The sequence below is a fragment of the uncultured Neptuniibacter sp. genome, from assembly GCF_947498015.1.
Lineage (GTDB): Bacteria > Pseudomonadota > Gammaproteobacteria > Pseudomonadales > Balneatricaceae > Neptuniibacter.
The window spans coordinates 1-15,015 of the sequence record NZ_CANMIR010000014.1; the positions used below are offsets into that span (position 1 = coordinate 1).

General features: G+C 47.8%; 15 protein-coding genes. 11 read left to right on the top strand and 4 right to left on the bottom strand.

From position 1 onward, the window contains the following. The 3 genes from Q0882_RS14680 to Q0882_RS14690 form a co-directional block, all read left to right on the top strand. Positions 1 to 336: DUF1302 family protein (locus Q0882_RS14680; RefSeq protein WP_366915937.1), on the top strand; the 336-nt coding region annotated here is incomplete at its 5' end. A 32-nt stretch (positions 337 to 368) separates the two neighbouring features. Further along, the gene (locus Q0882_RS14685; RefSeq protein ID WP_299183160.1) at positions 369 to 1,685 is read left to right on the top strand and encodes a DUF1329 domain-containing protein; all 1,317 of its coding nucleotides are present in this window, start codon (positions 369 to 371) and stop codon (positions 1,683 to 1,685) included. A 74-nt stretch (positions 1,686 to 1,759) separates the two neighbouring features. After that, a complete protein-coding gene (locus Q0882_RS14690; protein WP_299183162.1) occupies positions 1,760 to 2,704 on the top strand; it encodes a 2-dehydropantoate 2-reductase in 945 nt (314 codons plus the stop codon). Between the two features lie 9 nt (positions 2,705 to 2,713). Here the strand turns inward: Q0882_RS14690 and Q0882_RS14695 are convergent, their stop codons facing one another. Continuing rightward, positions 2,714 to 3,184, bottom strand: coding sequence for a methylated-DNA--[protein]-cysteine S-methyltransferase (locus tag Q0882_RS14695; protein ID WP_299183163.1), 471 nt, complete (start codon positions 3,182 to 3,184; stop codon positions 2,714 to 2,716). Between the two features lie 128 nt (positions 3,185 to 3,312). On the opposite strand from Q0882_RS14695, the gene Q0882_RS14700 reads away from it, so the two are divergent. The 4 genes from Q0882_RS14700 (at position 3,313) to Q0882_RS14715 (ending at position 7,041) form a co-directional block, all read left to right on the top strand. Further along, positions 3,313 to 3,549: a DUF465 domain-containing protein gene (locus Q0882_RS14700; RefSeq protein ID WP_299183165.1), complete on the top strand. Its 237-nt coding sequence runs from the start codon at positions 3,313 to 3,315 to the stop codon at positions 3,547 to 3,549. Between the two features lie 104 nt (positions 3,550 to 3,653). Further along, a complete protein-coding gene (locus tag Q0882_RS14705) occupies positions 3,654 to 5,432 on the top strand; it encodes an ABC transporter ATP-binding protein (RefSeq protein ID WP_299183167.1) in 1,779 nt (592 codons plus the stop codon). 20 nt (positions 5,433 to 5,452) lie between these two features. Continuing rightward, positions 5,453 to 6,568, top strand: a complete 1,116-nt coding sequence (locus Q0882_RS14710) for a phosphatidylserine/phosphatidylglycerophosphate/cardiolipin synthase family protein (protein ID WP_299183170.1) — start codon at positions 5,453 to 5,455, stop codon at positions 6,566 to 6,568. Positions 6,569 to 6,582: 14 nt separating this feature from the next. Beyond that, positions 6,583 to 7,041 carry a glycine zipper 2TM domain-containing protein gene (locus tag Q0882_RS14715; protein ID WP_299183173.1) on the top strand — a complete coding sequence of 153 codons (459 nt, stop codon included), beginning with the start codon at positions 6,583 to 6,585 and terminating at the stop codon, positions 7,039 to 7,041. Between the two features lie 48 nt (positions 7,042 to 7,089). On the opposite strand, the gene Q0882_RS14720 is transcribed toward Q0882_RS14715, so the two are convergent. Then, positions 7,090 to 8,724 (bottom strand): bifunctional diguanylate cyclase/phosphodiesterase, encoded by a 1,635-nt coding sequence (locus Q0882_RS14720; protein ID WP_299183176.1) that lies wholly within the window; start codon positions 8,722 to 8,724, stop codon positions 7,090 to 7,092. 291 nt (positions 8,725 to 9,015) lie between these two features. Here Q0882_RS14720 and Q0882_RS14725 point away from each other — a divergent pair, with 291 nt between their 5' ends. Together Q0882_RS14725 and Q0882_RS14730 are read left to right on the top strand one after the other, a co-directional pair. Beyond that, positions 9,016 to 10,122: an adenosylhomocysteinase gene (locus tag Q0882_RS14725; protein ID WP_299183179.1), complete on the top strand. Its 1,107-nt coding sequence runs from the start codon at positions 9,016 to 9,018 to the stop codon at positions 10,120 to 10,122. Between the two features lie 137 nt (positions 10,123 to 10,259). Beyond that, positions 10,260 to 10,937 carry a haloacid dehalogenase type II gene (locus Q0882_RS14730; protein ID WP_299183182.1) on the top strand — a complete coding sequence of 226 codons (678 nt, stop codon included), beginning with the start codon at positions 10,260 to 10,262 and terminating at the stop codon, positions 10,935 to 10,937. A 16-nt stretch (positions 10,938 to 10,953) separates the two neighbouring features. On the opposite strand, the gene Q0882_RS14735 is transcribed toward Q0882_RS14730, so the two are convergent. Beyond that, entirely contained in the window at positions 10,954 to 11,568 is a 615-nt protein-coding gene (locus Q0882_RS14735) for a hypothetical protein (RefSeq protein WP_299183185.1), read from the bottom strand. 193 nt (positions 11,569 to 11,761) lie between these two features. Continuing rightward, positions 11,762 to 12,346: a YecA family protein gene (locus tag Q0882_RS14740; RefSeq protein ID WP_299183188.1), complete on the bottom strand. Its 585-nt coding sequence runs from the start codon at positions 12,344 to 12,346 to the stop codon at positions 11,762 to 11,764. 121 nt (positions 12,347 to 12,467) lie between these two features. Here Q0882_RS14740 and recQ point away from each other — a divergent pair, with 121 nt between their 5' ends. Both recQ and Q0882_RS14750 read left to right on the top strand, forming a co-directional pair. Beyond that, complete coding sequence (gene recQ / locus Q0882_RS14745) at positions 12,468 to 14,594, top strand: DNA helicase RecQ (protein WP_299183191.1); 2,127 nt, start codon at positions 12,468 to 12,470, stop codon at positions 14,592 to 14,594. Beyond that, entirely contained in the window at positions 14,591 to 15,010 is a 420-nt protein-coding gene (locus tag Q0882_RS14750) for a YqaA family protein (RefSeq protein ID WP_299183194.1), read from the top strand. The genes recQ and Q0882_RS14750 overlap by 4 nt, the downstream gene beginning before the upstream one ends. Positions 15,011 to 15,015 lie beyond the last annotated feature (5 nt).

A 15,015-nucleotide genomic window follows, 5' to 3' on the forward strand; every position in this document is an offset into this window, starting at 1 on the left:
AACGATGAAGATAACTGGATCGCAACCGGTCTGTTCAAAGGTTGGTACAAGAACAACCGTTTGAGCCCACAGATCATTGTTGCCCATGACTTTGCGGCCAAAGCGACCGCGATTGCGCCAAGTGTCTCATGGACGCCAGATAACCACTGGATGTTCAACGTCGGTCTGAATGTGAAAATTGGTGGTGATGAGAAGTTCCCATGGAGTGTCACCGCTGCTGTTCCTGGTCAGGCGGGCGTACCGCAGTATGAACCACTGGCACGCTTCACAAATGGTCCGATCGGTGTAGCCAATCAGGAAGATGAGATTCAGTTCACTGTGCGTTACAGCTTCTAATCGACGACAGAATAATAAAAGGTAAATACGTGATGTTGAAAAAGACGTTAATGACAATGGCAGTGAGTGCAGCGCTGGTGACCAGCGCTCACGCTGCCCAGGTCTCTGATGATGTTATCAAACAGTCCTTCTTCCCATACGCAGCGGGTGCGCCGAGCGTTAATGGTGTCAGTGCTGGAATGGTCATCGATCAAAGTAATGTTGACTCTGTTAAGGATGCGCTCGACCCTGCGATGTACCGTTTTGTAAAAAATGGTGATTACAGCATCAAGGTGGGTGATACCACTGATTTCGCGCTGCATCAGTCCTATATCGATGCGACGCGCAAATATGCGGGTGACACTAAACTGGGTGCTGAGCCTGGCGCAATTGAAGGTTCGGTTGCAGGCCGTCCATTCCCGCAGGAGCCATCAATGGATGATCCGCGTGCCGGTGAAAAGCTCGCGTTCAACTATAAATATGGCTACAACTGGGGTGATTCTGCTGCGATCTATCCTTTCTACTGGAAATACCGTGATATGAAGAGCGGTAAGGTAGAGCGTACAGTGAAGTTCAATTTCCACTTCCTGAACTTTACACACCGTACACAGCAGGAGCCATACCCTGCGCTGACGCCAAACCCATCAAATCTGTTCCGTGGTATCTACGTACAGGTACTGGAACCGTTTGATGTAAAAAATACACAGCTGCTTATCCAGCGTTTCGAAGATGATTTGAAACGTGATAATGCTTATCTGTATCTGGGCTTCCAGCGTCGAGTACGTCGCCTATCTACAGGCCAGGTAACGGACGCCTTCCTGGGTTCTGATGTAATGATCGAAGACTTTGAGGGTTACAACGGTCGTATCAGTGATATGCAGTGGAACTATAAAGGCACAAAGAACATGCTGTTGCCGATGTATAACCACAACGACATGGATCTGGACACTGAAACTCATAAAGATGATGAAGGCTATCAGGTGGTTAAATTTGGCGGCACAGGCGGCTGTTTCCCAGATATTACCTGGCAGCTCCGTAAGGTGTATGTCGTTGAGTCTAAACCCGTTGACGCGAACCACCCGATCAGTAAACGTGAGCACTATATCGATGCTCAGACCTTTACTATCCCGCGTAACATCACATATGACCGTAAGGGAGATATGTGGAAAAGCTGGTTGATCGGTCAGACACATCCGGACCATCATCTGCCAGTAAACAAAGGCACAGGTGTTTCTGTGGATGACTCTTTCTCGATGGTTGATATTCAGGCAAACCACTGTACAACAGGCCAATTCAAAGGCATTGTTGACCCTGAATTGACGCCGCCAAGTAAGATGACTGTACAGAACCTGCGTGCTTCTGGTCGTTAACAGGTTCCTGCAAGACATACTTGGTGAATTTTCCCGGGCGTAATGCCCGGGTTTTTCGTTTTAGGGAGGAATAAATGAAGGTAGCTATCTGGGGGGCAGGCGGAATTGGCTGTTATTACGGCGCCCGCTTGCAACAGGCTGGCCACGATGTTTTGTTTATTGCACGTGGTGCCCATCTGAAGGCGATGCAGCAGAAAGGGCTTAAGGTTGAGCATGAAACCCTTGAGTTTGATCAACCGGTTGATGCGCTTTCACAGGAGCAGTGGTTGCAGGAGCATCACTGTAGTGAGTTTGATCTTATCATTCTGGCAATCAAGGCTGGGGCGACCAGTGAGTTGATGAACGCTTCCAAAGCGTGGCTGGAAGAGGGAAGCTGCCAAATTTTGTCGCTGCAAAACGGTGTCGAGAATGAAGCTCTCATCGCACAAACTGTTGGGGCTGAGCGTACCCTTGGAGGTTTGGCGGTTCGTATTGGTGGGCATATTCTTGAGCCGGGTCATGTGCAGGCAAGAGGTGTTGCGCAGGTTGTATTTGGTCAGTGGCCGAATCAGCAGGAACAGGAGTTGTGCGGTGGCTCGGTTGAAGCATTGAGGTCGACGCTAAAAGACGCAGCTATTGAAGCGATCCTGAGCACGGATATTCGTAGAGAACTGTGGCGTAAATTGCTCATTAATAATGGTGTAAATCCGCTTTCTGCACTCACGGGATTGGATACGCGTCAGTTAACCGCTCACCCTGTGCATGGGCAGGTCGTCTATAAGATGATGGAGGAAGCTGCGCAGGCTGCCAATAGTGAGGGTGTGGATCTGGGGCAGCAGGATATTGATGAGATGTTTAAACTGATCAGTGAATTTGATGCCATTAAAACCTCAATGCTTGTTGATCGGGAAAAGGGGCGACCGCTTGAGCTTGATGGTATTACGGGGGCAGTGTTAAGGCGCTGTCATCAGGGCAGTGGTGATGCCCTGATGACTGGCTTCATTACTGAACTACTGAAATCTGAATATGATTGTGATTAGGCAATCCGATCAGAGGGTATCAGGGAGTTTGCTCTCCAGATTCAGAAGATAACTTTTGTTATCCAAGCCGCCGGCATAGCCTGTCAGACTACCATTGCTTCCCAAGACTCTGTGACAGGGAATAATGATCGGAATCGGGTTACGGTTATTCGCCATGCCGATCGCCCGTGCGGCTTTAGGATTTCCCAGCTTTTTAGCGATCTCTCCATAGCTGCAGGTCTTGCCGTAGGGGATCTCTTTCAATGTCTGCCATACCGATTGCTGAAACTGGGTTCCATTGGGGGCCAGAGGAACGCTGAATTTCACCCGGATTCCCGAAAAGTATTCTCCCAGCTCAATGATGCACTGATCGGTTAATTCGTTGTCCAGCAGCTCAGGGATTGTCTCATTGTCTCTGAGGAAATGGATCGAGGTGACAGCTCGGTCATTAGCTTTGATCAGTAAAGATCCTAGCGCGGTATTCATAATTGCTGCGTACATAATTTCACCCTCCGCCAAGACTCTTTCCTATAGTTTGGAACCTGTATTGATACCCGTCAATGCTTTACTTTCGCGAGAGGAGGAAACTGAGTACAGAGAAAAAAAGTCTATGCAAGGGGAATATAAAAATGACAATTGAACATCATGATTTGGTCCACGAATTTCCAGAACACCGTGAGCGTATTCGTGAGCTGAAAATGGAAAATGCTCATTTTTCACGTCTGTTTGATGAGTACCATCAAGTTACAAAAGATGTTGAACGTATGGAGTCTGAGATTGAGGCGGTGTGTACACGAACTGAAGAAGAGACTAAGTTCAAACGCCTTAAGCTGAAAGATGAGTTATACGCGATGCTGCAAGCGTAAAACGACTAATTGACAAAGGCCCGCATAATGCGGGCCTTTTTTTTCATCTGAATTATTCAGCGCTAACGTATATCCTATGAATAGGCAGGTAAAAAGGATTTCAGGTGAAAAAACATTATAGTTGGCGCTATATCGCAGATGTGGCTTTTGAGCATCGCAGAGAGCTGATAAAAGCAAATATCATAGCCTTAATCGCAGCAGTCGCATCAGTTCCGCTCCCTCTGTTTATGCCTCTGCTGGTTGATGAGGTGCTGTTGAACCAACCCGGTTTTGTCGTCGAAACTGTTGATCCTTTTTTCCCACCGGAGTGGCACGGACCTGTGCTGTATATCAGTGTCATCCTGATATTTACGGTGTGTTTGAGATTGGCAGCACTGATGTTGAATGTCTGGCAAGCACGGCAGTTTACAATTATTTCCAAAGATGTGACCTACCGCATTAGAAGCGGAATGCTCTCAAGATTAAAACGTATCTCAATGGCGGAGTATGAAACCCTTGGTAGTGGTACGGTTGCCTCTCACTTTGTGACAGATCTGGATACGATCGACCGTTTTCTGGGTAGTTCCTTAAGCCGTATGCTGATTGCGCTGCTCTCGATTCTGGGGACAGCGCTGATCCTACTCTGGATGCACTGGCAATTGGCACTGTTTATTCTGTTTCTTAACCCTGTGGTCATCTATTTCACCACTAAGGTTGCGAAACAGGTTAAGCACCTTAAGGGTAAGGAGAATAAGGCGTTTGAACTGTTCCAGTCTGCTCTGACTGAAACCCTGGAGAGCATCCAGCAGATTCGTGCCTGTAACAGGGAGCAGCATTATCTATCAAGGCTGAAAGCGGATGCCCGGGAGGTACGTGACCGGTCCAGTGCATTTGAATGGAAAAGTGATGCAGCTAACCGATTTAGTTTCGTACTGTTTATGGTCGGTGTGGATCTTTTCCGTGCTTTGTCGATGTTGATGGTCGTGTTTTCGGATCTCTCTATTGGCGAGATGATGGCTGTGTTTGGGTATCTCTGGTTCATGATGGGACCTGTACAGGAGGTACTTGGGATTCAGTACAGTTTCTATGGGGCGAAAGCTGCGCTGCAGCGGATCAATAGTCTGATCAGTCTGGGAGAGGAACCCCAGTATCCAGCGGAGATCGATCCATTCAACGGTAAACAGACAGTTGCGATACGCCTGGAGGATATTCATTTTAGTTATGGCAGTGGTCAGGAGGTCCTAAAAGGGGTTTCACTGACAATAAACGCGGGTCAGAAGATCGCTTTGGTGGGAGCAAGTGGCGGAGGTAAGTCGACTTTGGTACAGGTTTTACTGGGACTGTACCCCGCTGCATCTGGCGAGATCTATTTTGATGGAGTCTCGGTAAAAAAAGTGGGATTAGCCTGTGTCCGTGATCATGTTGCAACCGTATTGCAACAACCCGCGTTGTTTAATGGCACGATCCGTAGCAATTTAATGATGGGTAGAGAGTTTACAGATAGCGAATTATGGACTGCACTTGAAGTTTCACAACTTAAATCCTTTGTCGAGGAACAGGAGCAGACTCTTGACACCAGGGTTGGCAGGCAGGGTATCCGTTTATCAGGGGGGCAGCGTCAGCGCTTAGCTATCGCTCGCATGGTACTCAGTGATCCTAAGGTTGTGATTCTGGACGAAGCTACTTCTGCTTTGGATGCAGAAACCGAGTACGACCTGCATCAGGCGCTGCAACGCTTTCTACAAGGCCGGACCACAATCATAGTTGCTCATCGTCTGAGTGCGGTAAAGCAGGCTGATCATGTCTATGTGTTTGAGGATGGTCAGATATGTGAACAGGGTGGACATGAGGAGTTAATCAACGGTAATGGGTTATACGCACGACTCTATGGGGAGTATCAATAGACGCGCAGTGAGCAGAGATCATGCGAAAGCAGTTTGAATGGCGAAATGGTAATCAGCTAGAGCTTTTGGTGGACGGAGAGCGTTTCTTTCCCGTTATGCTGGAAGAGATGAATCGTGCCAACCATAGCCTTCTACTGGAGTTCTATTTTGTTACTTCGGGAAAAATTCTGGATAAATTTATTGATGCCATGGTAGCCGCGGCCCGTCGGGGGGTGATGGTCAAGATGGTAATCGATGGGTTTGGCTCCTACCGTTTTTCCAAAGCTGATCGCTCTCGTTTAGAGGCAGAGGGTATCAATATCGTGGTTTATAACCCTCTGCACCTGAGCAAATTTACCCGTAATTTTGCTCGCGACCACCGTAAACTATTAGTTGTAGATCAACAGGTGGCATTCATCGGAGGTACAGGGTTAAGCGATGTATACTGGCTGTCAGAAGAGCAGGGGTGTCCATGGCATGAGCTGATGGCCAGAATTGAGGGACCGGTGGTTACCGATCTGGTGGCTCTGTTTAATCAACTCTGGAAGCGTTGTACCGGACTGCGATTACCACCGGGTGGTGCGTTTGAAGGGCAAGAGGGCACCCGGATCAGGGTCAGGACGGTTCAGGGTTTTTATCAGCAGGATATCAAGGTCAGCTTTCTGAACCGGGTGAATAGTGCGACAGACAAAGTTTGGTTAATGACCGCGTATTTTCTACCCTCATTCTCGATGCGTCATGCATTAAGAAGAGCAGCCAAGAGGGGCGTAGATGTCCGCCTGATTATAGCGGGTCCCTACACCGACCAGCCTTGGGTATTTCATGCTTCAAAACGATATTATCGTCGGTTGCTGAAATCGGGTGTGCGCATCTACGAATATCAACCCCGTTTTCTGCATGCAAAAATGTCAGTTGTAGATGAGTGGGGGAGTATGGGGTCATGTAATCTTGATCACTGGAACCTCCGTTGGAATCTTGAAGCGAATATTGAGTTAGATGACCCGTTGTGTGTCCAACAGATGACTGAGGTTTTCCATAGTGACCTTCATCATTGTCAGGAGGTCACCTACGAAGCATGGTCTAAACGTCCATGGTATCGCCGGGTTAAGGAAGTTGTCTGGGCGTGGATCAGTCAACTGGTATTGAAGATTAGGTAATTGAGGTAAGTAAGATGAAGATGTTATCCACAGTAATGGTGATTGTTTTTTCATTGGTTCTGAGTGGGTGTGTTAGTAACTTGAGTGGTTCGACCTATTCGAGAAGCGATGCAAGACGAGTTCAGAATGTGGAGTATGGTATTGTGCAGTCCGCCGTACCCGTTGTCATTGAGGGGACATCAGGTGTGATTGGCGGTGCAACCGGGGCTGTCGTTGGCGGTATTGCTGCCAGTAATATTGGTGGAGGGCGTGGTCAGGATATCGCCACTGTATTGGGTGCGGTAGCTGGGGGTGTTGCAGGCAAACAGGCTGAAGAGCGCTTCACCAGAACTCAGGGGCAGGAGATAACTGTGCGTTTAGAGAGCGGAAATGTGATCTCAATCGTACAGGAGCTTGAGGGCGGGCCGGTTTTTTCAGCCGGCGATCGGGTTCGAGTGCTGACTAATGGCGGTACAGCCCGAGTGACCTATTAATTCAGTTATGAAAAAAAGCCCTGTGAATAAACAGGGCTTTTTGTTGTGTCAGTTACTGAACTGGTAGAAGTAGGCTGGATCCCGTTTAGCTTTGTACATCGCCTCATCCGCTTTTTCCAGCAGCTCATTCGCGCTGCCTGCATCGCTGGGAAACAGGCTGATCCCTATGCTTGCTGAGATCTCCGCTGAAGCCTGAGTCTGATCATTTAGTGAGAACGGTTCGATCAGATTCTGATGAACCTTTTCAGCTATAGTCGCTGCCTGCTCGCTGTTCTCAATATCGACTAAGGCAACAAACTCATCGCCTCCCAGGCGTGCAACCGTATCGGTTGTTCGGAAACAACTGCGTAAGCGGTGTGCAACCTCAATCAGCACACGATCACCCATGGAATGACCGTAGATATCATTAATCGGCTTGAATTTGTTCAAGTCGATATATAACACAGCAAGTTGTGTCATTTGTCGCTCTGCCCGGGTGATGGCACTTTCCAGACGAGAGAAAAGCAGTCGCCTATTTGGCAAGCCGGTTAATGGATCCTGGTAGGCTTTGTCCAATAGGTTTTCAGTAAAGCGGTGATGGGTATCTTCATCACGAATAATCAGAACAAATTTATCACTCTGTCGGGCCTGACCTTTCACACGGTTAATGGTTGCCAGAAAGGTATGATCAATATTATTGCCCAACTGACCATGCCAGATATCTTTCTTGCCCAGCAGAAGATCCAAACTGATGGATTTGTCAGAGGGACAATAAAAGATATCGTTAAACGGTAGGTTATTAGCGTGACGCAGCTCTTCAAACTGTGTCTTTGCTGCATGATTGCTGGAGATAATTAGACCTTCACTGGATAGAATCATACAGGGGTCAGGGGTAGCATCAAATACCAGAGATGATAGGAGTAGATTCTGTTCTGCTTCACGCTCATAGGTAACATTACGCCCAATTCCCAGAACACCGGGGTGCTCCTGACTCGCTACCTGTAAAGGAAGTTTGAGCATATCCAGTAATCGTCTACGACCATCCTTATAGTGAACCCACTCATCGTTACGTTGTGGCTCAAGTGTTGCGATCACTTGCTGATCTTTTCCTGATATGAACTCGGCGGAGGCAAACGACATCAACTCGTAATCGGTTTTTCCTATAATCTGATCTTTATCTTGTGCCAGAAATTCAGCGAAACTCTGATTACATACCTGATATCTCCCGTCATTATCTTTAGCAAAAATGAAGTCGGGAATAGAGTTAATAATGGTATTTAACAGGGCTTGTTCATGCTCAAGAGCATTTTTGGCATTCACCGTTTCCGTGATATCTCTTGAAACGACAGCAATGCCATCGCCCTCAGTGAGTGGACCGGAATAGAGTGTATGCTTGCTATCAAGATGACGAAGATTGCCGAGGTGATCGGTGCGGGAGAACTGAAAATGAACCTCTTCACCGGCAAATGTTTTATCAAGAGTCGGTTTGAGGATGTTATTGAAAACCTCGGAACCATGCAGCAGTTCAGCAGATTGCCCTATGATCTCTGCGCTGCTACGCCCAAAAAAGAGTTCATAACCATGACTGACCGCCCGATAGATATAGTTATGATCGATGATCGAGACCATATCCTCTATATGACTAAGTACGGATAACTCAGCAGTTAGTGGAGGAGCCGTAGCACTCTTATTTTTGACACTCATATTTTACATCTACAGCGGGATAAGCGGTTAACACAATCACTGGAAATCCTTTTCAGAATCGCGCCACAACAAACGCTGTTATTTTAATCGATTGTCTTTGTGTTGGGCACAAGGTTAAGCATATGGATAAAGTGCATTTTCTGCAATTAAGAATAGATCTAACTGTGTTCAAATCTATCTTTCTCTTCAGTCTACAGGATAAAACGGTTGTTTGAATTAAACAAACGTTTGTATAAGTGGTTTCAATCTTTTACACAGGAGTTCATTTCAAACCAGCCGTAGGAGATGGCTATGAACCCTCTGTTTTTTAAAGCAAATCATTTCTTTGAAGATATACAGCCCGAATCTAAGCAGGGACTTAGTCTTGCTGTTGTGACTCATCTGTTAGATACACCGCCGGTCTATCTGGACTGCTTAGAGCGATTTGCCGATCTGGCAATGGTACTGCCCAAGCCAAAAAGCATTAGTCGAAGTACGCTGGAACAGGTGGAGCAGCATTATCCTGTGATTATTAAGAAAAGAGCACAGTTAGCTTCTGTCGAAGTGGCTTCTGCCATTCTCAATCATCATGTAGCGGATGGGGAGCTGATTCTGGTTGATATAGGGGGATACTTTGCCAGTGCTTTACCTGTGCTCCCTGAGCAACTGACTGCAAAACTAAAAGGGGTAGTGGAAGTTACAGAGAATGGGCATCAGCGCTATCGTGATCTGAAGAGTCTACCTGTCCCTGTAATCTCGATTGCCCGCAGTCCATTGAAAGGTCCAGAGGATTACCTGACAGGCCAGTCAATTGTCTATTCTGCAGAAGCTTTGATGCGTGAGTGCCATCAAATTATGCATGGTGGCAATGCTGTTGTTTTTGGGTATGGGAAGATCGGGCGCTCTATAGCCAAGGCGTTACACGCTAAAAATATAAATACCAAAGTGGTTGAGATCGATCCGATTCGAGCAATTGAAGCGCGATCGAGAGGGTTTGACCTGATTCAGAAAGAGGAGGCGTTACAGAGCAGTGATGTTATTTTCTGTGCGACGGGGAATCAGTCACTGAATAATCATGATTTCAATCGTGTAAAGAATGGGGCCTTTATCTTTTCAGTGACCTCATCTGATGATGAGTTGGATCTCGCCCGGGCCAATGTCAGCTATGAAGTATCGCCAGTTACAGAGCATATTGAGCAATATGAACGACTGGGGCAGTACTTCTATCTGGCAAATCGAGGTAATGCGATTAACTTTATCCACAATGCAGAGGTCGGTCCCTATATCTATCTTGTTCAGGGTGAGGTGATTAAGGCGATTGATTATCTCTGTAATTCCAAGCTTGAGCACAGGCTTCAGTCTTTACCTGAGACTGAACGCAGAGATCTGGCCGTGCGTTGGCTGACACATTTTAGCTAATGAAACCTGAACGGGTGCAGTCGCGTCTGCTGCTGTACCCGTGCCAGATAAAATAGTCAGAACCCAGTTGCTGTTTTTGAATAAGCATATAATAATGGTTTGAAGACCTGATTAATGTAGTAGCTAGGGAACAGCATATGAGTTTAACACTGGCGTTTGATGTTTATGGTACTTTGATCGATACCCATGGAGTGGTGGTTAAACTCAAGTCGCTTGTCGGTGATAAGGCGGTGAGCTTTTCTCAAAGTTGGAGAGATAAGCAGCTGGAATACTCTTTTCGTCGTGGTTTGATGGGCGATTATCAACACTTTGGTGTTTGTACTCGGGATGCGCTTGAATATACCTGCCGCGTTTATCAGATAGACCTCTCAGATCAGGATAAGGACTCTCTGCTAGCTTGCTACAGGAGTCTGCCGGTTTTTGCCGATGTGGTTTCCTCGATTAACGCCCTGAAAGCAGAAGGGCATGCTCTTTACGCATTTTCAAATGGCCACCCCGAAGCGGTTTCTGGTTTGCTGGGGCATGCCGGTATCGAGCAGCTATTTATCGATATTATCTCTGTAGATGAACTTGAGACATTCAAGCCGGCTCCTGCTGTGTACCAGTTATTTCTTGAGCGTACACAAAGTGATCCGGAAGAGACCTGGTTGATCTCAAGTAATCCATTTGATGTTATCGGTGCAGTTAATGTTGGAATGAAAGCCGCTTGGGTTCAACGATCCCCAGAAGCCGTTTTTGATCCTTGGGGCGTTGAACCTGATCTTGTCGTTTCAGAGTTAACAGACTTATCCGGCAGACTGCCTGGTCCCCGGTGATGGGAAAAAGCCGGATCTAGTGGGTGAGTACCTGATGAAGGCGTTTGGCCGTTTGGTACAGCGCTTTGATATCCTCAGCTGATTCGCCGCCTGTGATCAGAGGCTCAAAATAGATCAACATCATCCCGTTATTGATCGTAATTGATAAAGGGTGCCGGATTGCAGCGGTTTTAATCGGTTTCTCTATCTTCTCAAGAATACTTTGGCTGGGCTGCCACTGCTGAGCAAGTCGCGGTGCGTGTGTGCCCGATGGATAGTAGATAAAAAAACACTGTTCTGACTGATCAACCTTATAAAGGGCGGCTATCCGGCTGAAATGGGTAGATTCTGAGTGAGCGTGCGGGTTCAGGTCCAGCAACTCGACGCACTGAAAAAGCTGAATTTCACCGGCATTAATAAGATTGCTGAACTGTGCAAAGCTACGAACTAACCCTGTGTAGGGTAGTGTGAAACAAGCCTCCAATGTTTGCTCCAGCGGTTGGATCAGCTCAGGCTTGAAACTAACCCCTTGGGATTTTGCAAACTGCTGCATCAACCGCTTGCGCTTTCTACGGTAACGCCACAAGTGGATACCGACGACAGTGAAGGCGATGGCCAGTAGAGAGAAAACGAGTTCGGGCGAGTTGCTCATGTTGTGTATCTCCCAAGTATCAGTAGTTTTGCCCTACTGAAAGTTGATAGAGCCTTGAAGAGAGGGTTTTGAGATGAATTTGATACGTTTATCAACAGATTGGCAAATATCAGAGTGCTGCGGATGTTATGGGGTCAAGATTAAATTAGGGGAGAAGTGGATTACCTGGTTGTCCAGATAATCCACAAGAGAGTTACTTATCTGGAGCGTGGAAATAGAGATAAAGATCGATCAGAAGTTCCGGAATTTGGGCACACATCTCAGCACAAAGATTCTCATCTTCACGAATCTTGTTAATGTCATCCTCTTCAAACAGATCTGAGGCGACCATAATCGGGAGCAGCATTTCCGCAACATCTTCCTCTGCTTTATTGCCAAACCACTCCTCTTCCTGTGTGAAGACGCCCTCCATAAATGCTTGCGCCCACCATGCTAGCGGGGAGATATCTTCATCTTCTTCAGCATCCAGTGAAAGTTCACACGGCAGCTCTATCTCACCATCGCTATACAGGTGGCCACCAATATTGGTGTAGAGACGTTTGAGCAATGAGGTGATTATCTGTTGCTGCTCATCTGACGCCCATTCAGGTGCTTCATCAAAAACCAGCTCCATCCAGGTCTCTTCTGAAACAGGGACTGGGCTAATATTAAGCGCACAGAACAAGCCATGGACACCGATCAGATCCAGGCAGTCTTCAGATACGTGATCTGAGTATAGAAAATCATCTAACTGATCCAGTTCTGAATCGGACAACGCATTAGCAGAATTAAGTGTCATGAAAGCATTCCATAAAAGGTGATGGCGCTGATTTTAACGCGCTTCAGCATAAGAAGCAGTATTTTTCCATAATCCGCTATTTCAAGTGACAAGCTAACAGGCTTTCTGGATAATCCGGCGCATGATTTCGCATGCGCAACAGATCCTTCAAGATGTTTTCGGTTACGAACAGTTTCGTGAGCCTCAGGCTGAGGTGATTGAAACGCTGGTCTCCGGCCAGGACGCATTGGTAGTCATCCCAACCGGTGGTGGTAAATCCCTCTGTTACCAACTGCCTGCATTGTTGCGCCAGGGTGCCGCTATTGTGATCTCTCCGTTGATCGCTCTGATGCAGGATCAGGTAACGGCTTTATCGCAATGGGGTATCAGGGCCGGATGTCTCAACTCAAGTATGGATTTTAGCCTGATCACCGAAACTGAACATCAGCTTCGTGCCGGTGATCTTGACCTGCTATACGTCGCGCCAGAGAGATTACTCCAACCCCGTACTTTATCCCTGTTGCAATCATCCAACATCGCTCTCTTTGCGATTGATGAAGCGCATTGTGTATCCCAGTGGGGACATGATTTCAGACCTGAATATCTACAGTTAAGCCAACTGGCTGAGCTTTTCCCGGGGGTTCCGCGGATTGCACTGACCGCCACTGCTGATCAGAGAACTCAGCAGGAGATTGTTGAGCGGTTGGCGCTGCAGCAGCCTGCACAATTTATTCAGGGATTTGATCGCCCAAATATTCGCTACCGCATCGGTCAGAAGGATAAAGCGAAACAGCAACTGCTGAAATTTCTCAAGAACGAGCATCCCAAGGATTCTGGCATCGTCTACTGCCTTTCCCGTAAACGGGTTGAAGATACCGCAGCGTGGTTAAGCGAACAGGGATTCAATGCGCTGCCCTACCACGCAGGGTTAAGGCCGGAGTTACGCAGTCATCACCAGCATCGTTTTCTGACAGAAGAAAACCTGATCATGGTTGCGACTATCGCATTTGGAATGGGGATCGACAAACCCAATGTCCGTTTTGTTGCACATCTGGATCTGCCGAAAAGTATTGAAGCTTATTATCAGGAGACAGGTCGGGCCGGGCGTGATGGTCAACCCGCAGATGCCTGGATGGTCTATGGGTTGCAAGATGTGATTTTTCTGCGGCAGATGCTTGAAAGCTCGCAGGCTGCAGATGAGCATAAAATGGTAGAGCGTCAGAAGCTGGAAGCGATGCTGGGATTGTGTGAGATCACCTCCTGTCGCAGGCAGGTGTTGTTAAGCTACTTTGGCGAAGCAGAGCATCAGCCCTGTGGTAACTGTGATACTTGCCTGGAGCCGGTGCCAGTCTGGGATGGTACCGATGCTGCCCGAAAAGCACTTTCTGCGGTGTACCGCTCGGGCCAGAGCTTTGGGGTTAACCATGTGATCGATATTCTGATGGGCAAACCGAATGAGAAAACTGATCGTTTTGCGCACCATCAGCTATCCACCTGGGGGATCGGGAAGGAGCTGGATAAAAACCAGTGGCGATCGGTCTTTCGTCAGTTGGTGGCTCAGGGGATGTTAGGCGTTAATGTTGATCAGCATGGTGTACTGCACCTGACCGATAAATGCCGCCCCCTTCTGCGTGGTGAGGAGAAGATCCACCTACGTAAAGATAAACGACAGCATACGCCGTATCAGAAGAGTCAGGTGCCGCAGAGTAAACTGGAGGCTGAGGATTACGCCCTCTGGAATGATCTGAAGGCGCTGCGCAAGCGTCTGTCTGATGAGCAGGATGTTCCGCCTTACGTTATCTTCCATGATGCCACGCTGATGGAGATGGTGATGTATCGTCCCCAGACGACGGATCAGTTTCGTCGTTTGAATGGCGTGGGGGAGCGTAAGCTGGATCTGTATGGTGCTGATTTTATCGAGGTGATAGAAGCTCATGAGGATCAGGCAAAGCAGGAGGGTGTGGCATCACAGGCCCAGGAATCTGTTCTGTTATACCGCAGTGGGATGACTGTTGATCAGGTTTCGCGGCAGCAACGGCTCTCACCAAATGCTATTTATGGCCATCTCGCCCAGGCGATACAGTCAGGAGAGATGGCCGTACGTGATGTGATTGAGTTACCAGACTCGGAATATAGCCATATAGAGCAGGTGATGCTGGAGTGTCAGCAAGAGTTTGGGCAGGCACTTAAACCGGTACATGAAGCTCTGGCTGGTGTGTATGAGCTGGGTGTTCTGCGTTGTATCAAAGCAGGGCTGGAACAGCCATGAGCGAAGAGCTGAGCTTGGGTGCGCTGTTCCTCAGCGGATTTATCTCAGCCACGCTGCTGCCCGGTGGATCTGAAGTGCTGTTGGCCTGGCAACTCATAGACGGGAGCCACAACCCCTGGGCGCTGTGGGCGGCTGTAACAAGTGGAAATGCCTTGGGCGGCATAGTGACCTTTCTGATGGGGTGGGGGATCGCTCACTATTTTCCCTTGAAACTCTTTTCATCTTCACGCCAATTGCAGGCGAAATCCTGGTTGGAGCGGTATGGCGCCTATTCGTTACTCCTATCCTGGCTACCTCTGATCGGCGACCCTCTCTGCTTTATGGCAGGGTGGTTGAAAACCCATTTTCTTTTAAGCCTGCTAATGATTACACTCGGTAAAGCGATACGATATCTTCTTATCATCGGATTGATCTGAGGCCC